20 protein-coding genes are annotated in these 22,615 nt (G+C 63.3%); 16 read left to right on the top strand and 4 right to left on the bottom strand.

The features are described from left to right. The first annotated feature begins 113 nt into the window (after window positions 1-113). From ACFQ6H_RS09260 to ACFQ6H_RS09245, 4 genes are all read left to right on the top strand, one after another. Complete coding sequence (locus ACFQ6H_RS09260; protein WP_378645636.1) at window positions 114-1,982, top strand: dynamin family protein; 1,869 nt, start codon at window positions 114-116, stop codon at window positions 1,980-1,982. Then, complete coding sequence (locus tag ACFQ6H_RS09255) at window positions 1,979-3,463, top strand: dynamin family protein (protein WP_378536013.1); 1,485 nt, start codon at window positions 1,979-1,981, stop codon at window positions 3,461-3,463. The genes ACFQ6H_RS09260 and ACFQ6H_RS09255 overlap by 4 nt, the downstream gene beginning before the upstream one ends. Before the next feature lie 104 nt (window positions 3,464-3,567). Further along, the gene (locus ACFQ6H_RS09250) at window positions 3,568-5,151 is read left to right on the top strand and encodes an MFS transporter (RefSeq protein WP_378645633.1); all 1,584 of its coding nucleotides are present in this window, start codon (window positions 3,568-3,570) and stop codon (window positions 5,149-5,151) included. Between the two features lie 23 nt (window positions 5,152-5,174). Next, window positions 5,175-5,819: an FMN-dependent NADH-azoreductase gene (locus tag ACFQ6H_RS09245; protein ID WP_378645631.1), complete on the top strand. Its 645-nt coding sequence runs from the start codon at window positions 5,175-5,177 to the stop codon at window positions 5,817-5,819. A 31-nt stretch (window positions 5,820-5,850) separates the two neighbouring features. Here the strand turns inward: ACFQ6H_RS09245 and ACFQ6H_RS09240 are convergent, their stop codons facing one another. Then, entirely contained in the window at window positions 5,851-6,855 is a 1,005-nt protein-coding gene (locus ACFQ6H_RS09240; RefSeq protein ID WP_378645628.1) for a TIGR03617 family F420-dependent LLM class oxidoreductase, read from the bottom strand. Beyond that, window positions 6,852-7,427 carry a hypothetical protein gene (locus tag ACFQ6H_RS09235; protein ID WP_378536021.1) on the bottom strand — a complete coding sequence of 192 codons (576 nt, stop codon included), beginning with the start codon at window positions 7,425-7,427 and terminating at the stop codon, window positions 6,852-6,854. Before ACFQ6H_RS09235 ends, ACFQ6H_RS09240 begins: the two co-directional genes overlap by 4 nt. A gap of 262 nt (window positions 7,428-7,689) precedes the next feature. On the opposite strand from ACFQ6H_RS09235, the gene dnaK reads away from it, so the two are divergent. The 9 genes from dnaK (at window position 7,690) to ACFQ6H_RS09190 (ending at window position 18,020) form a co-directional block, all read left to right on the top strand. Continuing rightward, window positions 7,690-9,543 (top strand): molecular chaperone DnaK, encoded by a 1,854-nt coding sequence (gene dnaK, locus ACFQ6H_RS09230; protein ID WP_019749384.1) that lies wholly within the window; start codon window positions 7,690-7,692, stop codon window positions 9,541-9,543. Continuing rightward, a complete protein-coding gene (gene grpE / locus ACFQ6H_RS09225) occupies window positions 9,540-10,136 on the top strand; it encodes a nucleotide exchange factor GrpE (protein ID WP_249037189.1) in 597 nt (198 codons plus the stop codon). The genes dnaK and grpE overlap by 4 nt, the downstream gene beginning before the upstream one ends. A gap of 22 nt (window positions 10,137-10,158) precedes the next feature. Further along, a complete protein-coding gene (dnaJ, locus tag ACFQ6H_RS09220) occupies window positions 10,159-11,334 on the top strand; it encodes a molecular chaperone DnaJ (RefSeq protein WP_378448564.1) in 1,176 nt (391 codons plus the stop codon). Continuing rightward, a complete protein-coding gene (locus ACFQ6H_RS09215) occupies window positions 11,331-11,741 on the top strand; it encodes a heat shock protein transcriptional repressor HspR (protein WP_003944355.1) in 411 nt (136 codons plus the stop codon). Before dnaJ ends, ACFQ6H_RS09215 begins: the two co-directional genes overlap by 4 nt. Window positions 11,742-12,071: 330 nt before the next feature. Next, window positions 12,072-13,286 carry an ABC transporter substrate-binding protein gene (locus tag ACFQ6H_RS09210; RefSeq protein WP_378536028.1) on the top strand — a complete coding sequence of 405 codons (1,215 nt, stop codon included), beginning with the start codon at window positions 12,072-12,074 and terminating at the stop codon, window positions 13,284-13,286. Continuing rightward, window positions 13,283-14,140: a branched-chain amino acid ABC transporter permease gene (locus tag ACFQ6H_RS09205; protein WP_378536030.1), complete on the top strand. Its 858-nt coding sequence runs from the start codon at window positions 13,283-13,285 to the stop codon at window positions 14,138-14,140. Before ACFQ6H_RS09210 ends, ACFQ6H_RS09205 begins: the two co-directional genes overlap by 4 nt. 1 nt (window position 14,141) lies before the next feature. Further along, window positions 14,142-15,992: an ATP-binding cassette domain-containing protein gene (locus tag ACFQ6H_RS09200; RefSeq protein WP_378548443.1), complete on the top strand. Its 1,851-nt coding sequence runs from the start codon at window positions 14,142-14,144 to the stop codon at window positions 15,990-15,992. Next, window positions 15,992-16,711 (top strand): ABC transporter ATP-binding protein, encoded by a 720-nt coding sequence (locus ACFQ6H_RS09195; RefSeq protein WP_138870008.1) that lies wholly within the window; start codon window positions 15,992-15,994, stop codon window positions 16,709-16,711. Before ACFQ6H_RS09200 ends, ACFQ6H_RS09195 begins: the two co-directional genes overlap by 1 nt. Window positions 16,712-16,844: 133 nt before the next feature. Next, entirely contained in the window at window positions 16,845-18,020 is a 1,176-nt protein-coding gene (locus ACFQ6H_RS09190) for an NADH:flavin oxidoreductase (protein ID WP_378536035.1), read from the top strand. A gap of 89 nt (window positions 18,021-18,109) precedes the next feature. On the opposite strand, the gene ACFQ6H_RS09185 is transcribed toward ACFQ6H_RS09190, so the two are convergent. Further along, window positions 18,110-18,571: a hypothetical protein gene (locus ACFQ6H_RS09185; RefSeq protein WP_283305945.1), complete on the bottom strand. Its 462-nt coding sequence runs from the start codon at window positions 18,569-18,571 to the stop codon at window positions 18,110-18,112. Between the two features lie 176 nt (window positions 18,572-18,747). Here ACFQ6H_RS09185 and ACFQ6H_RS09180 point away from each other — a divergent pair, with 176 nt between their 5' ends. Beyond that, window positions 18,748-19,407, top strand: a complete 660-nt coding sequence (locus ACFQ6H_RS09180) for a response regulator (RefSeq protein ID WP_378645625.1) — start codon at window positions 18,748-18,750, stop codon at window positions 19,405-19,407. Window positions 19,408-19,414: 7 nt separating this feature from the next. Here the strand turns inward: ACFQ6H_RS09180 and ACFQ6H_RS09175 are convergent, their stop codons facing one another. Next, window positions 19,415-19,855 carry a hypothetical protein gene (locus ACFQ6H_RS09175; protein ID WP_378548446.1) on the bottom strand — a complete coding sequence of 147 codons (441 nt, stop codon included), beginning with the start codon at window positions 19,853-19,855 and terminating at the stop codon, window positions 19,415-19,417. A gap of 339 nt (window positions 19,856-20,194) precedes the next feature. Here ACFQ6H_RS09175 and ACFQ6H_RS09170 point away from each other — a divergent pair, with 339 nt between their 5' ends. Both ACFQ6H_RS09170 and ACFQ6H_RS09165 read left to right on the top strand, forming a co-directional pair. Beyond that, window positions 20,195-21,820 (top strand): flavin-containing monooxygenase, encoded by a 1,626-nt coding sequence (locus ACFQ6H_RS09170; RefSeq protein ID WP_378645622.1) that lies wholly within the window; start codon window positions 20,195-20,197, stop codon window positions 21,818-21,820. Beyond that, window positions 21,817-22,614 carry a mycofactocin-coupled SDR family oxidoreductase gene (locus ACFQ6H_RS09165; RefSeq protein ID WP_378645619.1) on the top strand — a complete coding sequence of 266 codons (798 nt, stop codon included), beginning with the start codon at window positions 21,817-21,819 and terminating at the stop codon, window positions 22,612-22,614. Before ACFQ6H_RS09170 ends, ACFQ6H_RS09165 begins: the two co-directional genes overlap by 4 nt. Window position 22,615: the final 1 nt, after the last annotated feature.

Raw genomic sequence — 22,615 nt, 5'->3', positions numbered from 1 at the left:
CAGGAACTGAAATCGGTCAAAATGACCTGATGTAACAAATCCGGCCCTGCGCGCGCTATGCGTTCGCAGGGCCGGATATTCGAGTCGGGAAGAATTGCGGGTCAACGTAGCTCATGAGTGATTCAGCGAGTCAGGTAAGCAACCGGAAGGCGCGCGTCGCGTCGTCGACGGCGTCGTTGCTCGAACGAACAGCCGTAGTGGCGAAGGATTTCGGGCGCACGGATCTGGTGCGGCGACTCGAGAACGCTCAGGTCAGAGTCAACGACCCGCGTATTCGCATCGTGGTGGTCGGCCCCCTCAAGCAGGGCAAGAGCCAGTTCGTCAATTCGCTGCTCGGCATCGACGTCTGCTCGGTCGGTGACGACGAGACCACTGCCGTGGCGACGGTCGTGCAGTACGCGGAGACCGCGGTTGCCGAACTTATTCTCGCCGATCCGGGCGCGGCGCCCATCCGGGTACCACTTCCGCTCGAAGAACTCATGGGGATCACCCCGGCCACACCTCGCGCCGAAGGGCGCGAGGTGTTGCGCGTCGAGGTCGGTGTTCCCAGTCCGCTGTTGGCCGACGGTTTGGTACTGATCGACACCCCTGGCGTCGGCGGTCATGGAAATCCGCATGCTGCAGGAACATTGGGTTTGATCACCGCGGCCGATGCCGTGTTGGTTCTGTCGGACTCCAGTCAGGAGTTCACCGAACCCGAGCTTGGATTCATCCGCCAGGTCGTCAATCTGTGTCCTGCGGTGGCTGGGCTGATCAGCAAGACCGATCTGTACCCGCACTGGCGGCAGATCCTCGACGCCGACCGCGGACACCTCCAGCGCGCCGGGTTGGACCTGCCACTCATCCCGATCTCCTCGGTACTGCGCTCGCACGCGTTGAGGCTGGGGGACAAAGAACTCGAAGCGGAATCCGGCTTCCTGGACCTCTATCAGTTCTTGCGGGACAACGTCGTTGCGCGTGCCGAGTCGAACACCCGACGCGCGGTAGCGATGGACGTGCGTTCTGCGGCAGCGCATCTGACGTTGGAGATGGGTAGTGAGCTTGCGGCGCTGAAGGACCCGTCGACTGCGCAGGCAGCGGTCGCGGGGCTGCAGCGCGCCCGGGCAGCGGCCGAGGAACTGCACAAGAAGACCTCACTCTGGCAACAGAGCCTCGGCGACGGCATCGCAGACCTCGCCGCCGACATCGATCACGACCTCCGCGACCGGTTGCGCCGGGTCACCCGCCAGGCCGAGGAGACGGTCGACGAAGGCGATCCCGGTAAGGACTGGGACGTCGTGGGGGAGTGGCTCGAGCAGGAGATCGCCACCGCGATCGGTGACAACTTCGTGTGGGCTCACGACCGTGCGCAGTGGTTGGCAGAAGTTGTGGCACAGCACTTTGCAGAGACCGGCGACGTCGCACTACCGCATCTCGACGTCGCCGACACCGACGGTTTCCTGGAACCGGTAGGCGCATTGTCGGATCTCGAATCCGGCCGAATCGGCATCACTCAAAAGGTCCTGGTCGGTATGCGCGGCTCGTACGGCGGCGTGCTCATGTTCGGCTTGATCACCACGATGATGGGCATGGCTCTGGTCAACCCGATCTCCATCGGCGCCGGGGTCCTGCTGGGTACCAAGGCTTATCGTGAAGACAAGCAAGCTCAGGTACTCAAGCGTCGGGCTGAGGCGAAAGCGGCCATCCGACGGTTTGCCGACGACGTCAGCTTCCAGGTGGGCAAGGAATCGAAGGATCGCCTCCGCCTGGTGCAGCGGCTGTTGCGTGATCACTTCACCGACATCGCCGAACAGGCGCTGCGCTCGATCAACGAATCCCTTCGCGCCACGCAGGAAGCCGCGCAGCTGGAGTCGAGCGAACATGCCGCTCGTATCAAGCGTCTGGAGACCGATATGCGCGTCGTCGCGGAGCTCGACGCCGTTGCCGGAACGCTGATCGGCGAAACTCCCGCTCCTGCTTCGGCAAAGGTGACCAACGCATGAATGCAACGACCGCCGTGACTGCTGTGGAGTCGGCACACGCACTGATCGACCACGCCAGACGGGTCTACGCCGATCAACCACAGACGCGCGCCCAGTTGGAAGAATGTGCGGCCAGGCTCGACGAGCCACTCCGGGTGGCGCTCGCCGGCTCCCTCAAGGCGGGTAAGTCGACGCTGCTCAATTCGCTTGTCGGACAGGATATAGCGCCGACCGACGCGACCGAGTGCACGCGCGTCGTCACCTGGTATCGGAACGGGACAACGCCGCAGGTGACCGCGACGGCCGAGAACGGTGCCGAGTTCAACGTGCCGGTGACCCGCCGCGACGGCAGGCTCACCTTCGATCTGGGCGAGTACACCGCAGACTCGGTGGACCGCATCGACGTCGACTGGCCGTCTTCGGCTTTGGCGCGTACGACGATCATCGACACACCGGGTACCTCGTCGCTCTCGACCGAGGTTTCGGCCCGCACGTGGGACATGCTTGTTCCCGACGGCGGGGCGCCGGGCGCGGATGCAGTGGTCTATCTCCTGCGGGCCCTGAACGCCAGTGACATGCAGTTTCTCGGGAAGATCGCGGATCACGTGGGCGGAGAATCCGGGCCGCTCGGAGTGATCGGTGTTCTCTCGCGTGCCGACGAGGTCGGCGCAGGCAGGCTCGACGCGTTGTCTTCGGCGAAGGACGTCGCGGCACGATTTGCCGAGGAGTTGGAGCGAACCGGCCTGTGCCAGTCGGTGGTTCCGGTGGCAGGTCTGCTCGCGCTCGCTGCTCGGACGATGAGACAGAGTGAGTTCGCGGCCTTCTCGGCGCTCGCGCAGGTTCCGGCCGAAGATCTGAGCCTGGCGCTCCTCTCCGCGGATCGCTTTGCCAGGCAGGACAGTCCGCTGCCGGTCGATGCTGCCATGCGGGCGCAATTGGCCGATCGGTTCGGGCTCTTCGGAATTCGCCTCGCCGTGACGTCGATCAAGTTGGGGGCCACTGATTCGCCGTCCCTGGCGGCCGAATTGTTGGAGCGCAGCGGCCTGGACGAACTGCGTCAGGTGATCGACGTTCAATTCGGTCAACGGGCAGATCAGCTCAAATCGCATACAGCGCTGGTGACGCTGGGAAGAATCCTCGAAGCCGATCCGAGCGAGGAAGGCGATCAGATCGCGGCGGAGGCGCAACGGTTGCTCGCCGATGTTCACGGTTTTCACGAACTTCGCCTGCTCGGGCGTCTTCGTTCGGTACACACGGATCTGCCACCCGACGACCTGGCACAACTGCAAAGACTGATCGGTGGCTACGGAATCCGGGCCAGTGACCGGCTGGGCTGCGAACCGGAAGAATCGCCGGAGGTGCAGCGTGCGCGGGCTACTGCGGCGGTCCGGCGATGGCGCGAACTGTCCAGACATCCGCTCTTCGACAGATTCACCTCGCGCGCCTGCCTGGTTGCTGCCCGCAGCGCCGAGGGCGTCCTGGCTGAAATTGTGCCCGAATAGGGACCCGTTCACTATGCGAGCGCCGGAAGAGGGTTCTATCTTGAGTTCGGGATGATCCGGACATAACTCCCAGGTTCGGGTCCCACCTCGATGGGAGCACGCGCATGGCGAGTGACATCAAGTCCGCATCACCGGATCGAGCCACCTTCGTCCTGGGGACGCTCATCCTGGTGGCTGCGGTCGCGAACCTCAATCTCTCGGTCGCGAACGTCGCGCTACCCGACATCGGGCGGGCTTTCGACGCCAGTCAGACGCAACTGAATCTGATCGCGGTCGGCTACTCGCTTGGCCTGGCCGGAACGGTGCTCTACCTGGGGGCCTTGGGAGACCGATACGGGCGCAAGATGCTGCTGGTCACCGGCATGGCGTTGTCCATTCCGGCATCGATCGTGGCGGGATTCGCCGGAAACTTCGAAGTTCTCTTCCTCGCCCGAATAGTCGGAGGTGTTTCGGCAGGTCTGGCATTCCCGACGACGCTGGCCATCATCACAGCGCTGTGGGCAGGACCGGCACGAACCAAGGCGATAGCCATGTGGTCGGCCATCGGCGGCGCGATCTCGGCACTGGGGCCGATCGTCGCGGGCGCGTTGCTCGAGCAGTTTCACTGGGGATCGGTTTTCTTCGTCACCCTTCCGTTAGCTCTCGTGGCACTGATCTGCTCACTGATGTTGGTACCTGCTCACGTCAACGAGACGACCGAGCGAGTCGATCACCTCGGCGGCATAGTGTCGATCGTCTTCATCGGGGCTCTGGTGTTGTCCATCAACTTTGCGCCGGTGAAGGGTTCGGGCACGTTGGCTCTGGTGCTCGGGGCGATAGCAGTTGTCGCGGGTATCGGGTTCTTCCTGCAACAGCGACGCGCGGCCAATCCGCTGTTCGATCTTCACGTAGCTGCGCGCCCGACCTTCTGGGTCGCGGCGGTGGGTGGGTTGGTCGTGTTCGGTTCGCTCATGGGCGCGATGTTCATCGGCCAGCAGTTCCTGCAGAACGTCCTCGGGTACTCGACGCTGGCAGCCGGTGCGGCGATCATTCCGGCTGCGCTGGCGATGGTGATCGTTGCGCCGCGCTCGGCGACCATGATCGAAAGGTACGGCGCCCGCGTCACGCTGCTCGCCGGCTACCTGTTCGTGGTTCTCGGGTTGTTCGTCGCGCTGTTCCTGTGGAACGAAAGCACACAGTATTGGCAGGTCGCGCTGGCCTATGCGCTTGTCGGCATCGGCGTCGGTCTGGCCGGCACACCGGCATCGCGTTCGCTGACCGGATCCGTTCCCGTGCACCGCGCTGGTATGGCGTCGGGAACCTCGGACCTGCAACGCGACCTGGGCGGCGCCATCATGCAGTCGATTCTCGGCGGAATACTCACGGCCGGGTACGCAAAATCGTTGGGAAATGCGATCTCGTCCTCGCCGAACGCATCCGAAGTGACTCCCGAAACTCAGGCCGCGCTCACCAAATCCTTCTCCAGCGCTGAAGTTCTGGCGGAACGCTACCCGCAATACGCGGACCAAATCATGACCGCCGCCAAAAACGCCTTCCTGGACGGGGATACAAACGCCTACATCGCGGCGATCATCATCGTGTGTGCCGGTGCCGCGGTGGTGACGTTCTTCTATCCGCGTCGCGAGCGCGAACGAGTCCTGCTGGCGCAGTACGCGGCGGAATCCGATCTAGCCGCGGAGAAGAGTTGAGCGCGCTCTGGTAGTGATGAGGGATGCCACAGCTACTTCACATCGATTCGTCCGCCGAACTCCGCAACTCGACCTCGCGTGACCTGACCGCACTGTTCGCCGAGCAGTGGTCGAAGAACAGTCCGGATCACACGACGGTGACGTTGGACCTGCACCGGGATCCCTTGCCGCACCTCGCGGACGCGGCCCTGCACTATGCACCACGCTTGCGAGTCGAGGGCGAGATTCCGGATCCCGCCGCGGAAGCACTCCAGGCTCGGGTCATCGAGCAACTTACCGCTGCAGACGTCGTCGTGATCGGTGCGCCGATGTACAACTGGTCGATCCCGTCCACGTTGAAGGCGTGGATCGACTACGTACACGTCCTGGGGACTACGGTGCCTTTCGACACGCGTACTCAGCCTCTGGCAGGTAAGCCGGTGGTGATCGTCTCCAGCCGCGGAAACACCTATGCGCCGGGTTCGGGGAACGAGGCCGACGATCACACCGTCCCGCCGCTCGTTCAGGTATTGGGGGTGTCGATGGGCATGGATGTCTCCGTCATCACCGCGGAACTGACCTTGGCGCAGCGTATTCCGGCGATGGCGCCGCTGATCGAGCAGGGTGAGGCGAGCCTGCGGGCTGCCCGGGAGTCGTTGACCGAGCTGGCCCGTACCTTAGGAGCCTGATCAGGGGCTTGATCAGGGCGCCTGACCGGGTTCAGGTGAGAGACGAGATCATCGACGCCACGTCTTCCGGCTCTGCGTCGTAACCGGGGAAGTAGCAGCACACTTCGTCGGCATGCTCGCCGAACCGCCGCCGAATCTCGGTCGCACATTCTTCCGGGGTGCCGACGACGGCGAGTGTGGTCAGCATCGGATCGGTGATCAACGAGGCCATGTCGGCGTAGCCGCCTCGCTTCGAGAGGGTATTGAGTTCCGGCTGGACCTCGCCCCACCCTTCGACGTCGAGCACCGGACGGTATGCGGGCGTCGATCCGTAGAACGAGAGCAGAGCCCGGACGCCTCGGGCGGCCGCGGCGAGTTGATCGTCGCTGCGGCCGACGCCGACGATGACCTGCGGGATGATCGTGAATTCGTCTCGGGTGCGCCCGGATTCGCGAAGGCCAGTATCGACGGCCGGAAGTGTGCGCTCGAGGAAATGTCGCTCCGAGTGGAAGGGCATGACCAATAGTCCGTCGGCAACCTCCGCGGCGGTACGGGTCATCACCGGCCCGAGTGCCCCCATCAGGATGGGCGGCGGTCCATAGGGATTGGGGCCGGGGTCGAATGTCGGCGGCATCAGAGTGTGGGTGAAGAACTCGCCGCGGAAGTTCAGCGTCGAGGTGTTCTCCCACGCCGTGAAGATCGCCTTGACCGCGGCGACCGTCTCCTTCATGCGGGCCGCTGGACGTGACCACGTTGCGCTGTAGCGTTTTTCGATGTGCGGTTTGATCTGCGATCCGAGACCGAGCCGAAAGTGGCCGCGACTGAGCAACTGCAGGTCGTTGGCCGAATGCGCCAGATGCATGGGACTGCGGGGGAACGCGATGGCGACGTTGGTCATCAGGTCGAGGTCGACGGCCGAAGCGGCTTCGACGAGTGGGAAGAACACGTCGTGCGGCCCCTCGAACGTGAACAGGCCGCCGGCGCCGGTCTCCGCGAGTTCACGGCTGCGAGCAGCGCCTGCGCCTGGTGCGGAGTCGAGTTGTACGTGAATCTTCATCGGCGTGCTCGCAGCCAATCGCTGACACCGGGAGCAAATGGCGCGATCGCCGCCACCGCGACAAGGACGCAGTAGAGAATCGGACCCCACGTCAGGACTCCAGCGCCGATATCCGCTGCGCCGTCGACCAGGGACATGAAGCCGAGCCCGGCCGCGATGCTCGAGGCTCCGACGATCGCCGTCATCACCCGCCCGGCGTTCTTGCGTGCGCGGAGGAGTTGAAGGCTCAAAAGTGCGAGCAGGGCCAGGACGAGAGCGCCGCCGCCGCTGCCCGCGAGTACGACGGTCACGGCGTCGGAGATGTCGGTGGACGAGTATCCGGGGTTGTCGCGCGCAGTCGATTCTTCGAGAGCGGATCGGACGTCGTCGAGGCTGGTGACTACCACTCCGGCGATTCCGGCCAGCACGACGAACGAGCCGATCCAGGCAGAAGCAGACAAGGTCACGGCTTTGGGCGTCTCGTCGCTCGCCGGCGCTCGGAGTGGCCGAACCGAGACGTCGGGTCGCTCGGGTGCCGGGCGTGGAGGTGACGGGCGAGCAGGTCGAGCGGGGGAATTGTCGGGATCGGTCACTGGCCGATCGTAGCCATTTGGAGAGATGCGGAAGTGATGTGGCGCACTTTTTCGCCTTTTCGGGGAAGGCGGGAACAAATCTACGTGGGCTGTAGTTGACCATTTCGACAAGCTTGAGCGCCCCCGGCTCAACTTCAAGTTGACTCCCGGCCACGGTCGGAGGCAAACTTGAGCGGAGGACGCTCACCAAGCGAAAAACTCGCGGTCATGTTCGAGATCAACCACTCGAGCAGAGAACCGCAGAACGAAAGGTAGGAACACTATGGCTCGTGCAGTCGGTATCGATCTCGGTACGACCAACTCGGTAGTTGCAGTGCTGGAGGGCGGCGAGCCCGTAGTGGTCGCCAACGCCGAAGGCTCACGTACCACCCCCTCGGTGGTCGCATTTGCCAAGAACGGCGAGGTTCTCGTCGGTCAGCCCGCGAAGAACCAGGCAGTCACGAACGTCGACCGCACCCTCCGTTCCGTCAAGCGCCACATCGGCACTGACTGGAACGTTGAAATCGACGGCAAGAAGTACACGCCGCAGGAAATCAGCGCCCGCACGCTCATGAAGCTCAAGCGTGACGCGGAGGCTTACCTCGGCGAAGACATCACCGACGCCGTCATCACCGTCCCCGCGTACTTCGAGGACGCACAGCGTCAGGCAACCAAGGAAGCCGGCCAGATCGCCGGCCTCAACGTCCTTCGTATCGTCAACGAGCCCACCGCGGCTGCACTGGCATACGGACTGGACAAGGGCGACACCGAGCAGACCATCCTGGTCTTCGACCTCGGCGGCGGCACCTTCGACGTCTCCCTGCTCGAAATCGGCGACGGCGTCGTCGAGGTTCGTGCAACCTCCGGTGACAACCACCTCGGTGGCGACGACTGGGACGAGCGCGTCGTCGCTTGGCTGGTCGACAAGTTCAAGGCTCAGAACGGCATCGATCTGACCAAGGACAAGATGGCCCTGCAGCGTCTGCGTGAAGCTGCGGAGAAGGCGAAGATCGAGCTCTCCAGCTCGCAGAGCACCTCCATCAACCTCCCGTACATCACGGTCGACGCGGACAAGAACCCGCTCTTCCTGGACGAGCAGCTCTCCCGCAGCGAGTTCCAGAAGATCACCTCCGACCTGCTCGATCGCACCCGTGCGCCGTTCCAGGCAGTGATCAAGGACAGCGGAATCGCCGTCAAGGACATCGACCATGTCGTGCTCGTCGGTGGCTCCACCCGTATGCCGGCCGTCTCCGATCTGGTTCGTGAACTGACCGGTGGCCGTGAGCCCAACAAGGGTGTCAACCCGGACGAGGTCGTCGCCGTCGGCGCCGCACTCCAGGCCGGCGTGCTCAAGGGCGAGGTCAAGGACGTTCTGCTCCTCGACGTCACGCCGCTTTCCCTCGGTATCGAAACCAAGGGTGGCGTGATGACCAAGCTCATCGAGCGCAACACCACCATCCCCACGAAGCGTTCCGAGACCTTCACCACGGCTGACGACAATCAGCCTTCGGTGCAGATCCAGGTCTTCCAGGGTGAGCGCGAAATCGCTTCGCACAACAAGCTGCTCGGCTCCTTCGAGCTCACCGATCTGCCGCCCGCCCCGCGTGGCGTTCCGCAGATCGAGGTCACGTTCGACATCGACGCCAACGGCATCGTGCACGTGACGGCGAAGGACAAGGGCACCGGCAAGGAAAACACGATCAAGATCCAGGACGGCTCCGGTCTGTCCAAGGAAGAGATCGAGCGCATGGTCAAGGACGCCGAGGCTCACGCCGAGGAAGACAAGGCCCGTCGCGAAGAGGCAGAGGTCCGCAACCAGGCCGAGTCGCTGGTCCACCAGACGGAGAAGTTCGTCAAGGAGCAGCGTGAAGGTGAGAACGCGGGCAAGGTCTCCGAGGAGATCCTGACCAAGGTCGAGGCAGCGGTCAAGGACGTCAACGACGCCCTGGCAGGCACCGACATCGCTGCAGTGAAGACCGCAGTGGAGAAGCTGGGCACCGAGTCGCAGGCTCTGGGCCAGGCCATCTACGAGGCTTCCGCTGCAAACGAGGCCGGAAACACCGACGGCGCAGGCAATGACGACGACGTCGTCGACGCCGAGGTTGTCGACGAGCCCACCGACTCGGACAAGAAGTGACCTCGGACAACTCCGAGAACAACCCGGTCGACCCCGAGACCGGTGCACAGGGAGAGGCGGCGGGGGAATCCCTGCCGCCGCTCGACTCGGAAGACACAGGGGTAGTTCAGGAAGCAGAGTCGATCGTGGAGGAAGCATCCGCCACCGATCAGCTCGCCGAACGGACTGCGGATCTGCAGCGCTTGCAGGCGGAGTTCACCAACTACCGTCGTCGCGTCGAGCGTGACAAGCAGGTCATCAAGGAAACCGCGCGGGCTTCGGTCATCACCGAGCTCATCGGAATTCTCGACGATCTGGATCGCGCTCGGGCACACGGTGATCTGGAAACAGGTCCGTTGCGTGCGCTCGCGGACAAGCTCAACACGACCCTGACGGGTCTGGGTTTGACCGACTTCGGTAACGAGGGTGACGATTTCGATCCCGCGCTCCACGAAGCGGTGCAGCATGAAGGCGAAGGCCACGACCCCGTACTCGGGACGGTCATGCGCAAGGGTTACAAGCTCGGCGACCGGGTCCTTCGGACCGCGATGGTGGCCGTGACGGACCGGGTGGGCGACAAGCCTGCAGACGGTTCAGAGGAAGAGGCGAAGTAAGAGTGAGAGGAGGAGACGCCCAGTGAGTCAACGGGAGTGGATCGAGAAGGACTTCTACAAGGAGCTGGGCGTCTCGTCCACCGCCACGGCCGACGAGATCAAGAAGGCGTATCGCAAGCTGGCCCGGGATCTGCATCCCGATGCCAACCCTGACGACGCGAAGGCCGAAGAGCGTTTCAAGACAGTCAGCGAAGCTCATGCAGTGCTCTCCGATCCGGAAAAGCGCAAGGAGTACGACGAAGCCAGGCGTCTGTTTGCCAGCGGCGGCTTCGGGCCCCGCGCGCAAGGCGGCGGCGGATTCAACCCCGGCGCTGGTGGTTTCGACATCAACGACTTGTTCGGCGGCGGCAGCGCCGGTGGACAGGACTCGGGACTCGGAGACATCTTCGGCGGATTGTTCAACCGTGGGGGAGCGGGCCAGCGCACAGCTGCACCCAACCGCCCGCGTCGAGGCAAGGATCTCGAGACCGAGACGACGCTCGCCTTCCGCGAAGCAGCGCTCGGTGTCACCGTCCCACTTCGTCTGACCAGCCCGACGTCGTGCACCACGTGTCACGGCAGCGGCGCAAAGCCGGGCACCAGCCCGCGAGTGTGCCCGCATTGCAACGGAACCGGCGTAGTGAGCCGGAACCAGGGCGCTTTCGGATTCAGTGAGCCGTGTGACGACTGCCGGGGAACCGGCTCGATCATCGACTCGCCGTGCGAGGACTGCCACGGTAGCGGCGTCACCAATCGCACACGGACCATCACGGTACGGGTGCCTGCCGGTGTGAGCGATGGCCAGAAGATCAGACTCAAGGGCAAGGGTGAAGCGGGACTCCGCGGAGCTCCGGCCGGCGACCTGTTCGTCAACATCCGCGTCAAGCCGGACAGCGTCTTCGGCCGCAACGGTGACGACCTGACACTGACGGTTCCGGTGAGCTACGGCGAGCTGGTACTGGGTACGACCCTGTCGGTGCCGACGTTGGACGGCCGTGTCGGAGTGAAGGTTCCGGCCGGAACGGTGGACGGACGCATTCTGCGAGTTCGCGGACGTGGCATCCCCAAGCGTCCCGAGGGCGCTGGTGACCTTCTGGTCACCGTCAAGGTATCCGTCCCGCAGAAGTTGGACGACCCGGCGATCGAAGCGCTGAAAACCTATCTCGAGGCCGAGAAGGCGAGCGGGTTCGATCCACGGGCCGGGTGGGCCGGTGCATGATGACCGAGCGACCGCAGAATCAATGGGATGCGACGGTCGATCCTGACGCTCAGATCTTCGTGATCTCGGTGGCAGCCGAGTTGGCCGGAATGCATGCGCAGACCTTGCGTAACTACGACCGGCTCGGGTTGGTCACCCCGCACCGAACCACCGGTGGTGGACGACGCTACTCCCCGCGTGATGTTGCCCTTCTTCGTGAAGTGCAACGGCTTTCGCAGGACGAGGGCGTCAACCTTGCCGGAATCAAACGGATCATCGAACTGACCAACCAGGTCGAGGCTCTGCAGCACCGCGTCCGTGAATTGGCCGAGGAAATCGCGAAAGTCCATGCGGGCTATCGCCGGGACCTCGTGCCGATCCCGCGCAACAACGCGTTGGTGGTTTGGAAGCCTCGCAACCAACGCTAGTCGGAACTCTGGAAACACGGCCCCGCGCCTAGTGGGATTCACTTCGTCGAATCCCCTGAGCGTGGGGCCGTTTTGTGTTTCCACCCAGCGGGAATCGATCTGTTGACGCGACTCCGATGTGCATAGCGTCCGCTTTCATGACTCCTCTTTTGCGCGTTTGACGTTATCCAGATCACATTCTATGCTCCAACCCAAGCAACTGCTTGCTAGATCATCAAGCAGGTGCTTGGTTGGCTGGTGCTCGAAATCAGGCGTGTCCACCGGCCGACCCTTCTTTCGTCAGGTATTCGCCTGACGTTCGGTGCATACATGTGTTCTAGGAGTGCAGACATGAATCGTCGGCCCATTCTTGTTGCGGCAGTGGCCGTGACGGCTCTGGCTCTTGCAGGGTGTAGTGGTTCTTCGGAGTCCGATGGTGGCGCGGACTCGCCTTACCGAGTTCTGCTGACCGGCGGAATCAGTGCACAGGGAGTCCTCGCGGCGAACTCGCAGACCTCGCTGCTCGCCACCAAGGCGGGAGTTCAGGTCCAGAACGAGGCCGGGGGAATCGGTGGCCGTCAGATCGAACTCACCACGGTGGACGACGCAGGTGATGCAACGATCGCCGTCACCAAGCTGCGCGAAGCCATCAACTCGGGTAACAAGCCTGACCTCTACCTCAACTCGGGTCCTTCGTCGATCGCGGCTGCGGTTCTCCCGATCCTCAAGCAGAACAACATCCTCTCACTGAGCATGGCGCCTTCTCCTGATTCGACGGACCCGTCGAAGTTCCCGCTGAACTTCGACCTGGCTCCAGGTGCGACGGACACTGCTCGCGGAATCTCCGAGTATGCAAAGACCAAGGGCTACAGCAGCGTCGGAGTGCTGCACGGCAGTACCGCCTACGGTGAGCTGTTCGGCGAAGAGATGACCAGCGCTCTGCAGTCTGCCGGTCTGAAAGCTGCCGGAAACGAGGAGTACGACGCCGCCGCGCTGGACATGACGGCGCAGTTGCAATCGCTCAAGAATGCCGGTGCCGCGGCAATCGCCTTGGACGCGTACGGCGCTCCCCTCGGATATGTTCTGCAGAGCCTCGAGCGTCTCGGCTGGGACGTACCGCTGGTCGGAAACACCTCGGTCTCTGCCACCAACCTGATCGCGAACGATCCGCCGGCCGGTGTGCTCGGCACGCCCCAGGTGAAGAACCTTGTGACACAGGTGTTCACCAGCACGGTGTTCGATCCGAACAATGCGCTCGTCAGCACCATGGTGGACACGATGGCGTCGCTGGGCTCCATCCCGTCGACACTCATCCTTGCCGACAACTACGACGCTTTCCCCCTCGTCGCGGCGGCAGCGGAGAAGGTCGGCAGTTCGACCGATCCGAAGAAACTCGCCGAGGCGCTGGAAACCTCGGAGGTCCAGGAGAAGGCCAAGACTGCCTTCCTCTCGCGCTACAACTTCAGCTCCGACAACCACGGCCCGAACCCGGACACCAGTGAGCTGAAATTCATCAGTCCGACGAAGATCCTCAACGGTCAGTTCGGAAACCCGGCCGCATCATGACCATTCTGTGGTCCGGTTTGGCACTCGGCGCGGTCTACGTGCTGGTTGCCATCGGGTACAACATCGTTTTCGTTTCCTCCAACACTTTCAACTTCGCTCAAGCTCAGCTGATGATGGTGGGCACCTTTGTCGCCTACACGGGTCTGGTGACCCTGAAACTCCCTGTTCTCGTGGTGGCCGTCATGGCGACCGTGACCGTGATGCTCCTCGCATCGGTCGAGGAGATCGTCGCGATCAGACCGGTGGCCGACCACCAGAACCAATTGGTCACGACGTTGGGTGTTGCCACTCTGCTCAACGGCGCCACCCAATTGATCTGGGGCGGTGAACCTCTCACGGTTCCGTTCTTCGGATCGAACGAACCGATCACCCTGCTCGGCGGCCGTACCTACCCGGTCGAGATCGCTCTGCTGGTGGCGGCGATCGCACTGGTCATCGGGTTGAGTTACGTCTCGAAGAAGACGATGACGGGTCTGGCTCTGATCGGTATCTCCGAGGATCGTGAAGCGGCGATGCTGCGCGGAGTCAACGTACGACGGTTGGCGTTGGGTGCGTTTGCCTTCTCGGGTGCCTTGGCCGGAGTCCTCGGACTCCTTGTCGGTCCCAAGACGTTTGCGGTTGCGACGTTGGGTGCCGCACTGGCACTCAAGGGGTTCGTGGCGCTGGCGATCGGCGGGTTCGGCTCTCTGCCAGGCGCTTTGATCGGCGGGTTGACCGTCGGCCTGGTGGAGTCGTTCACCGCCCTGTGGGCGGGAAGTCAGTACAGCAATATCGCCGTCTTCACGGTGCTGATCGTCATCTTGATGGTCAAACCTGCCGGCTTGTTCGGCAATGTCCGAGAACGGGTGGTGTGAGATGGTAAGTGCGTGGCGGACTTTCCGTTCCCTTCCGAGCTGGATCATCCCGCTGGTCCTGGCCGTGGTGATCTTGCTGCTCCCGGTCCTCGGGCTCGATCTGTCGACATCACGGCAGATTCAATTGGCCTGCATCCTGGCGCTTGTCGTCAGTGGCCTGAACCTGAGCCTCGGCTTTGCCGGTGAACTGGCCCTCGGCCAGGCCGCGATGTACGCGGCCGGTGCCTACACCGCAGGTCTGATGTCCCAGGCAGGTCACACCGACATCCTGCTCCAGCTTGCTGCTTCCGGTGCGGTGGCACTGGCTGTCGGCATCCTGACCGGTGTTCCCGGTCTGCGCCTGGGCAACTGGTCTCTGGCGATGACGTCGTTCTTCCTGGTGCTGCTGGTACCGGACGTACTGGCGATCTTCGGCGGCAAGACCGGTGGCCGAAACGGCCTCACCGGTATGGAGCCGCCGACGCTCTTCGGTTCCGAACTCGACACCCAGCAGTACTACATGGTGGTAGTCGTCGTGACCGTCCTCTGGTTCGCTGTGATGCGCAACCTGGTGGTCTCGCGCCACGGCATCGCGTTCCGCACACTCAAGCAGTCGCCGGTTCTGGCGTCGTCGCAGGGTGTGTCGGTCTTCCGGATGAAGCTGCTCGGGTATGCCATCGGTGCGTTCCCGGCCGGTCTGGCGGGTGCGCTGTTTGCCAACACCGACCTGTTCATCTCGCCGGAGGCCTTCGGGTTCACCTTTGCCACAGCAGTTCTGGCGGCGTCGATCCTCGGCGGTGCGGCAAGTGTGTACGGCGCCGTGGTCGGTGCCGCGATCATGCAGCTCGGTCCCAACCAGTCGACGGCGTTCCAGGAGTATTCGCTGATCTTCTACGGCGGCTTCCTGATCATCGGCGGTGTGCTTCTCTCCGGGGGTTTGACCAAGGTCGGGCGAGCGATCGTCTCGAAACTCGATCGCAAGGCCGGCCTGGGCGTAGTCACCGCAAAGGAAAACAGCGGTGGGACACCGGAACTGGCGCCGATCAACGGAGCACGGTTGGTGGTCGACGGAGTGTCCAAAGCGTTCGGTGGCAACCAGGCGCTCAATGCGGCAACCCTGACCGCAGAGGCCGGTAAGGTCACCGCGTTAATCGGGCCCAACGGTTCGGGTAAGACGACCATGCTCAACATGATCTGCGGCTTCTACACCGCAGATGCGGGCGTGATCACGATCGGTGACACGGTGGTCTCGCAGTCGTCGCCGCACAAGGTGGCGCGCGTGGGTGTGGCGCGGACGTTCCAAACTCCGACGATTCCGGAGAACATCACGGTTCTGGAAGCGGTTGCATCCGGACGTTATTCGGTGCACCGTGCGTCGATGGCGTCGGCCGTGCTTCGCCTTCCCAGCTTCCGCAAGATCGCGAAGGCCGACATCGTCGAGGCCGAGCGTGTCCTCGAACTCGTGGGGATGTCGCACTTGCGCAACGAGATCGCGACCTCACTGCCACTGGGGATGCGTCGCATGCTCGAGGTTGCTCGGGCCGTGATAGCCGAGCCGAGGGTGGTCCTCTTCGACGAGGTGGCATCGGGACTCGACGAGGACGAACTCGAACGCCTGGCAGATCTGATCCGGGTACTGCGAGATGCCGGGGCCACAGTGGTGTTGGTGGAGCACAACTTCCGCCTCGTGCTCTCGTTGGCCGACGAGATAGTCGTGCTGGCACAAGGGCAGGTGATCGCTACCGGTGATGCCGCGACGATCGAACATCACCCGCGCGTGTTGAGCGAGTATCTCGGAGTCAAGTCCGGTGACGAAGAAGCGCTTCTCGAAGAAATCGGCGCAGTAGACCATCAGACCAGCGAGGTGAAGTGATGGAACCGATTCTCAAGGTCCGGAACCTGCAGACAGGGTACGGCGATCTGCGCGTCGTCTGGGATGTGTCGTTCGACGTCTATCCCGGTCAGGTGACCGCTCTGCTCGGACGCAACGGGGCAGGCAAGACGAGCACGCTCCGCGCCCTGTCCGGCCTCAACAAAGTGGCTTCGGGCACCGTTGAGATGGACGGCGCCGACATCACCGGAGTTCCCGCGCACAAGCGGGTGCGGCAGGGGATGGCGTACGTGCAGGAAGGCAAGCGGGTCTTTCACAAGCAGACCGTCGAGCAGAACCTCCTGCTCGGCGGGTACACCCGTAAGGTGAAGCGCAGCGAACTCATGGAGTCCGTCGAGTCCATGTACGAGATGTTCCCGATCTTGGGGGAAAAGCGTTCGCTTCCCGCCGGTTCCATGTCGGGCGGTCAGCAACAGATGCTCGCGATCGGTGCGGCACTGATGGCGCAGCCCCGATTGCTCCTGCTCGACGAACCTTCGGGAGGGCTGGCTCCCGTGATTGTCGGCGAGGTGATGGACCGCGTGCAGCTACTCAAGGAAACCGGGCTCGCGGTCCTGCTGGTGGAGCAGGCTGTGGAGGCCGCGATGAGCGTCGCCGATCACGTGACAGTCCTCGACATCGGCAAGGTGGTTCTCGACGCCGACGCGAAGGACATCGACGACCTGGCCGTGCTCAAGGACGCGTACTTCGGACGCGTCTGAACAGCAGTGACGTACTTCAGCCCGGCCACCTCGGCCGGGCTGAAGTCGTTTCCCGCTCCGTGGCACGGGTACTAGCCGGCTCGGGGCCATCGATCTACCGTCCTGCAAACAACTCCCGCGAGAGGCAAACTTGATGACCGCTGCTCCCGACGTACTTGCCCCGGCAAAGCTAGGCCCGGTGACCCTTCGAAATCGAATCATCAAGTCCGCGACGTTCGAAGGCAAAACTCCCGACGCCCTGGTCACCGACGAACTGATCGAGTTCCATCGCCGCCCGGCAGCCGGGGGAGTCGGGATGTCCACCGTCGCGTACTGCGCCGTCGCACCGGAAGGGCGCACCGAATACGGCCAGCTGTGGATGCGGCCCGAGGCGCTCCCCGGGCTGCGACGACTCACCGATGCCATTCACGCCGAAGGGGCTGCTGCGTCGGCGCAGCTCGGGCATGCCGGTCCGGTGGCAAATCAGAAGTCGACCGGTCTGCCTGCGCTAGCACCGTCGAGTTCGTTCAATCCGTTGAGCATGAGGATGATTCGCACTGCCACCACAGCGGACATCACCAGAATTGCGGCGGCACACGGGAGCGCTGCGCGACTTGCCGTCGAGGCAGGATTCGACGCCGTCGAGATTCACTTCGGTCACAACTATTTCGCGAGCTCGTTCCTGAGCCCGAAACTCAACCGTCGTAAGGATTCCTACGGCGGATCACTGGAGAACCGGGCCCGCGTCGTACTCGAAACTGCGCGCAGTGTGCGCGATGCCGTCGGCGACAAGATCGCGATCTTGGCCAAGCTGAACATGGATGACGGTGTGCCAGGCGGATTCTGGGTGGACGAAGCAATCCAGGTTGCGCAGTGGCTCGAAGCATCCGGAAGCGTCGACGCGCTCGAATTGACGATGGGCAGCTCACTGCTCAACCCGATGTACCTGTTCAAGGGCGATGCGCCGATCCGCGAGTTCGCCGCCGCTATGCCGCAACCAGTTCGACTCGGTGTGCAGTTGGTGGGCAAGAGCATGTTGCATACCTACCCGTACAAGCCGCTGTTCATGCTGGAAGAGGCTCGGCAGATCCGTGCTGCGGTGAAGTTACCGCTCGTGCTCCTCGGCGGTGTCACGGACAAGGCGGGTATGGATACGGCGATGGCGGAGGGATTCGAGTTTGTCGCCATGGCGCGGGCGCTGCTCAGAGAACCGGATCTGATCAATCGGATCGCGGCCGAATCCGATACTCATTCACTGTGCATCCACTGCAACAAGTGCATGCCTACGATCTTCAGTGGCGCCCGCTGCGTGTTGGTCGAGCGGGTCTAGGGGCCGGCACACACCACGTCCCGACATCCATGTGGATACCGGGTCGTGGGCCGTAGCGAAACAAGTTTGTTTGATTCAGCCTGTCTGGTTCAGTTCTGGGTGAAGACGTCGTACGACGCGTTCATCGTGGGGTAGCCGGTGGCCATGTAATCGGTGAGGATGACGTGCGTCGGGTCGCCGATGATGCGAGTCCCGTCGAGAGTGGGGTTGCCGGCGTAGTTGTTGGCCGCCATGACGGTCTGTACACCGTCGGCCACGTTGTAGGTGACATCGACGCCGATACCGCGGGGATCGCTGCTGTAGGCGGTGACGATTTCGGTTGTGTGCGGGGCCAGGTAGGAGCGGGGGCCGTTGATCCACTGTCCGTAGGGGTTGGACGCGCTGTCCAGCAGCATCGGGTTGTCGGTGTTGTTGGTGATGGTCATGGCAACCGTCGGGCCGTCGGTCGGCATGGTGCCGGCGTTGGCGACCGCTGCCGTTCCCAGTGCGGTTCCGCCGACAGCGAGGGCGATTGCGGTGACTGCTACGAAGCGAGTGGTGTTGGTACGCATGATGTCTGCTCCTGGGATGGTGTGTGGTTGCCGTTCTCGGCGATGAATCAATCTTGTCGCGAATGAGTGCTGCTGTATGTCCGCCGACGGGGCCTTGGCGGGGTTGAATCGTCTGTCCCCCGATCGGGGGAGGCGTAAGTGCTCGCATTGCTGGTACGGGCGTGAGAAAGTGAGCAATGCGCGAAGGCACGAAGCCGCTGGCCGGCAAGGTTTCCGTGGTGGTCGGCGACGATCACCCGTTGTTCCGTGAGGGCGTGGTTCGGGCTCTGACCGGCAGTGACAGCATCAACGTCCTGGGCGAGGCCGACGACGGCGCAGCAGCGCTCACAATGATTCGCGAACTACGCCCGCGGGTCGCGCTGCTCGACTTCCGGATGCCGCATCTGGACGGAACTCAGGTCGCCGCCGCAGTGGTTCGAGACGAGCTTCCGACGCGGGTGCTGCTGCTCAGTGCTCACGACGAGTCGTCCGTCGTCTATCAGGCTCTGCAAGCCGGTGCTGCCGGATTCCTGCCGAAGGAATCCACTCGCGCCGAGATCGTGAGCGCCGTGCTCGACTGTGCTGCGGGCCGAGATGTGTTGCCGCCCAGTATCGCCGCCGGATTGGTGGGAGAGGTTCGGCGTCGCAGTGAACCGTCCGGCCCGACGCTCAGCGCCCGTGAGCGTGAGGTTCTCGGATTGATCGCGCAGGGCGCCAGCATCCCCGCCATCGCCTCTCAGCTCTTTCTCGCGCCGTCCACCGTCAAAACCCACGTTCAGCGCCTCTACGAGAAACTCGGAGTCAACGATCGAGGCGCTGCCGTCGCCGCCGCGATGCGGCAGGGTCTGTTGGAGTGAGCAGGCGTCACCGGAGGACGTACGTGACGTTCATGGCCGGGTAACCCGAGGTCATCGTCACCGTGACGTCGTGGCCATCGGTGGCGTACGTTCCGCCGGCATCCGCCCTGGTCTTCGAGTTGGTGGCACTGAAGACAAATACTCCACCGTCGTCGGAGCGGTACGTGAGCACGATGGGGAAGTCGTTCTGGTTCTTGCTCGTGGCGACAACGTTCACGTTCATGTTCGGGAGGATGTAGTCGGCCGGCGGGACGATCCAGTCGCCGTTCGGGTTGGATGCGTCGACCAGATACAGGGCACCGAAGCCCGAATTGCTGATCATCGCCGTCGTGACGGAGGTGTCGGTCATCGACTTCACGGCGTTCGCACCGGCGGCGCGGGCGACCAGAGCTGCCATGCTGAGGCCGGAAAAGGTAACCGCTTCGGGTCGAATTGTGTTGGTGCTCATGATGTTTCTCCTCGTGTTTGTCGGTCTCGGTGACCGTGTGTTTCGGTGATGAGATAACTATGGCCCCGAAATCCTTTCGGGTCTGTCCACCTACGGGTCCGAGTGCTGGATGACATCGGTGTCCCCCGATCGGTGGATACCAACGCTCTCCACTGCCGTAGCCCACCCAGTGTCATGGGGTGGAGGCTCCGCCCACCCAGTGTCAGGGGGTGGAGGCTCCGCCCACCCAGTGTCAGGGGGTGGAGGCTCCGCCCACCCAGTGTCAGGGGGTGGAGGCTCCGCCCACCCAGCGGGAGACCCCGTTCCTCTACCAACCAGTCCACTCATAGCGTGACCACCATGACCGATCCTGACTTCTCCACCGCACCACTCGACGTCGTAGTCATCGGCGCAGGCGTCGCCGGCATGTACGCCATGCACCGACTTCGCGAGCAGGGGCTGCGTGTCCACGGCTTCGAGGCGGGCTCCGGAGTGGGCGGAACATGGTATTTCAACCGTTACCCGGGCGCACGCTGCGATGTCGAGAGTTTCGACTACTCCTACTCGTTCTCCGAAGAGCTGCAACAGGATTGGGACTGGAGCGAGAAGTACGCGGCGCAGCCGGAGATCCTGTCCTACCTCGATCATGTTGCCGATCGCTTCGACCTGCGCAGTGGGTTCACTTTCGATACCCGTGTCCAGAGCGCACAGTTCGACGAGGGCTCGTCGACGTGGCGAGTGCACACCGACGGTGGTCATGACGTGACCGCACGCTTCGTTGTCTGCGCCACCGGCAGCCTCTCGACCGCGAACGTCCCGAACATCGCAGGTCGGGAGACTTTCGGCGGCGAGGTGTTCCACACCGGCTTCTGGCCGCACGAGGGCGTCGATTTCACCGGCAAGCGAGTCGGGGTAATCGGCACCGGATCGTCGGGCATCCAGTCCGTTCCTCTGATCGCCGAGCAGGCCGATCACCTCTTCGTATTCCAGCGGTCCGCGAATTACAGTGTTCCGGCGGGAAACACGCCTCTCGATGACAAGCGGCGCGCCGAGATCAAGGCTGACTACGCAGAGCGTCGAGCGCTGTCCAAGCGCAGTGGCGGCGGATCACCGTTCGTCTCGGACCCGCGCAGTGCGCTCGAGGTGTCCGAGGCCGAGAGGAACGCGGCCTACGAGGAGCGGTGGAAACTCGGCGGTGTTCTGTTCGCCAAGACCTTCGCAGACCAGACCAGCAACATCGACGCCAACGCGACGGCGGCAGCGTTTGCCGAGGCCAAGATCAGATCGGTGGTCGAAGATCAGGCCATCGCAGACCTGCTGATCCCGAACGACCACCCCATCGGGACCAAGCGGATCGTGACGGACACCGACTATTACCAGAGCTACAACCGTGACAACGTGAGCCTGGTCGATCTCAAGAGCGCACCGATCGAGGCGATCGACGAGGCCGGGATCAAGACGGCCGACTCGCACTACGAACTCGACGCATTGGTGTTCGCCACCGGTTTCGATGCGATGACCGGGGCACTCGATCGCATCGAGATCCGAGGACGCGGCGGCGAGACCTTGCGGGAGAATTGGCACGCGGGCCCGAGAACGTACCTCGGGTTGGGCATGCACGGCTTCCCGAACCTGTTCATCGTCACCGGGCCGGGTAGCCCGAGTGTGCTGTCCAACATGATTCTCGCTGCCGAGCAGCACGTCGACTGGATCGCCGACGCGATCGGCCATCTCGATTCCAACGGCATCGACACGATCGAACCCAGCGCAGAAGCCGTGAACAGCTGGCTCGAGGAGTGCTCGCGCCGGGCGTCGGCAACGCTGTTTCCATCCGCGAACTCCTGGTACATGGGAGCCAACATCCCGGGAAAGCCGCGGATATTCATGCCATTCATCGGGGGCTTCGGTGTCTACTCCGACATTTGTGCTGACGTGGCAGCAGCGGGATACCGAGGCTTCGAGCTGAACAGTGCGGTGCACGCATGAGTCGGCTGGAGGGCAAGCGCGTACTGGTGACCGGTGCGGCCGGCGGAATGGGGCGCTCACACTGCGAGCGGCTCGCCGAAGAAGGCGCGTCCGTGATCGCGCTGGATGTCGAACAGGCGCAGTCGGGTTTGGCGGAAACCGCTCAGGCAGTGCGTGATCGAGGTGGCATCGCGGTCACCGGCGTCGCGGACATTCGGGACTTCGACGGCTTGGCCGCCGTAGTGGCAGAGTGCGTTGCCGAACTCGGGGGTCTGGACGTCGTGGTCGCCAACGCCGGCGTCTACGACACGCCTGGACCGACGTGGACCATCGAACCGGCGGTCTGGAACCGTTCGCTCGACGTCAATCTCACCGGGGCGTGGCACACGGTCAAGGCCTGTGTTCCGCATTTCGCCGAAGGTGGGTCTGTCGTTCTGGTCAGCTCGACCGCGGGAATCAAAGGTATTGCCGGAGCGGGTCATTACAGTGCTGCCAAGCACGCCGTGGTGGGTCTGGCCAGAACGTTGGCCAACGAGTTGGGGACGGAAGGCATTCGGGTCAACTCCGTGCATCCGGGTTCGGTACGTACTCCGATGATCATCAACGAGCGAGTGTTCGCGAACCTGTGCCCGGACATCGAGAATCCCACCGAAGCAGACGCTGCTGCAGTGCTCAGCGCTCGCAACTTGCTGCCCGTTCCCTGGGTCGATCCGGTGGACGTCAGTAATGCGGTCCTGTTTCTCGCATCCGCGGAGTCCCGCTACATGACCGGCTGTCAGTTGGTTGTCGACGCCGGCCTGACCCAGAAAGTGTGAA

This window comes from Rhodococcus sp. NPDC056506 (genome assembly GCF_042794945.1).
Classification (GTDB): domain Bacteria; phylum Actinomycetota; class Actinomycetes; order Mycobacteriales; family Mycobacteriaceae; genus Rhodococcus_F.
The sequence above is the reverse complement of the archived record's forward strand: the minus strand, read 5'-3'. Positions and strand labels throughout refer to the sequence as shown.

Excerpts from the sequence above, each read along its gene's own strand:
- ACFQ6H_RS09260 (WP_378645636.1), top strand. The coding sequence starts at position 114 with ATGAGTGATTCAGCGAGTCAGGTAAGCAACCGGAAGGCGCGCGTCGCG.
- ACFQ6H_RS09255 (WP_378536013.1), top strand. The coding sequence starts at position 1,979 with ATGAATGCAACGACCGCCGTGACTGCTGTGGAGTCGGCACACGCACTG.
- ACFQ6H_RS09250 (WP_378645633.1), top strand. The coding sequence starts at position 3,568 with ATGGCGAGTGACATCAAGTCCGCATCACCGGATCGAGCCACCTTCGTC.
- ACFQ6H_RS09245 (WP_378645631.1), top strand. The coding sequence starts at position 5,175 with ATGCCACAGCTACTTCACATCGATTCGTCCGCCGAACTCCGCAACTCG.
- ACFQ6H_RS09240 (WP_378645628.1), bottom strand. The coding sequence starts at position 6,855 with ATGAAGATTCACGTACAACTCGACTCCGCACCAGGCGCAGGCGCTGCT.
- dnaK (WP_019749384.1), top strand. The coding sequence starts at position 7,690 with ATGGCTCGTGCAGTCGGTATCGATCTCGGTACGACCAACTCGGTAGTT.
- ACFQ6H_RS09215 (WP_003944355.1), top strand. The coding sequence starts at position 11,331 with ATGATGACCGAGCGACCGCAGAATCAATGGGATGCGACGGTCGATCCT.
- ACFQ6H_RS09210 (WP_378536028.1), top strand. The coding sequence starts at position 12,072 with ATGAATCGTCGGCCCATTCTTGTTGCGGCAGTGGCCGTGACGGCTCTG.
- ACFQ6H_RS09205 (WP_378536030.1), top strand. The coding sequence starts at position 13,283 with ATGACCATTCTGTGGTCCGGTTTGGCACTCGGCGCGGTCTACGTGCTG.
- ACFQ6H_RS09200 (WP_378548443.1), top strand. The coding sequence starts at position 14,142 with ATGGTAAGTGCGTGGCGGACTTTCCGTTCCCTTCCGAGCTGGATCATC.
- ACFQ6H_RS09195 (WP_138870008.1), top strand. The coding sequence starts at position 15,992 with ATGGAACCGATTCTCAAGGTCCGGAACCTGCAGACAGGGTACGGCGAT.
- ACFQ6H_RS09190 (WP_378536035.1), top strand. The coding sequence starts at position 16,845 with ATGACCGCTGCTCCCGACGTACTTGCCCCGGCAAAGCTAGGCCCGGTG.
- ACFQ6H_RS09185 (WP_283305945.1), bottom strand. The coding sequence starts at position 18,571 with ATGCGTACCAACACCACTCGCTTCGTAGCAGTCACCGCAATCGCCCTC.
- ACFQ6H_RS09180 (WP_378645625.1), top strand. The coding sequence starts at position 18,748 with ATGCGCGAAGGCACGAAGCCGCTGGCCGGCAAGGTTTCCGTGGTGGTC.
- ACFQ6H_RS09175 (WP_378548446.1), bottom strand. The coding sequence starts at position 19,855 with ATGAGCACCAACACAATTCGACCCGAAGCGGTTACCTTTTCCGGCCTC.
- ACFQ6H_RS09170 (WP_378645622.1), top strand. The coding sequence starts at position 20,195 with ATGACCGATCCTGACTTCTCCACCGCACCACTCGACGTCGTAGTCATC.
- ACFQ6H_RS09165 (WP_378645619.1), top strand. The coding sequence starts at position 21,817 with ATGAGTCGGCTGGAGGGCAAGCGCGTACTGGTGACCGGTGCGGCCGGC.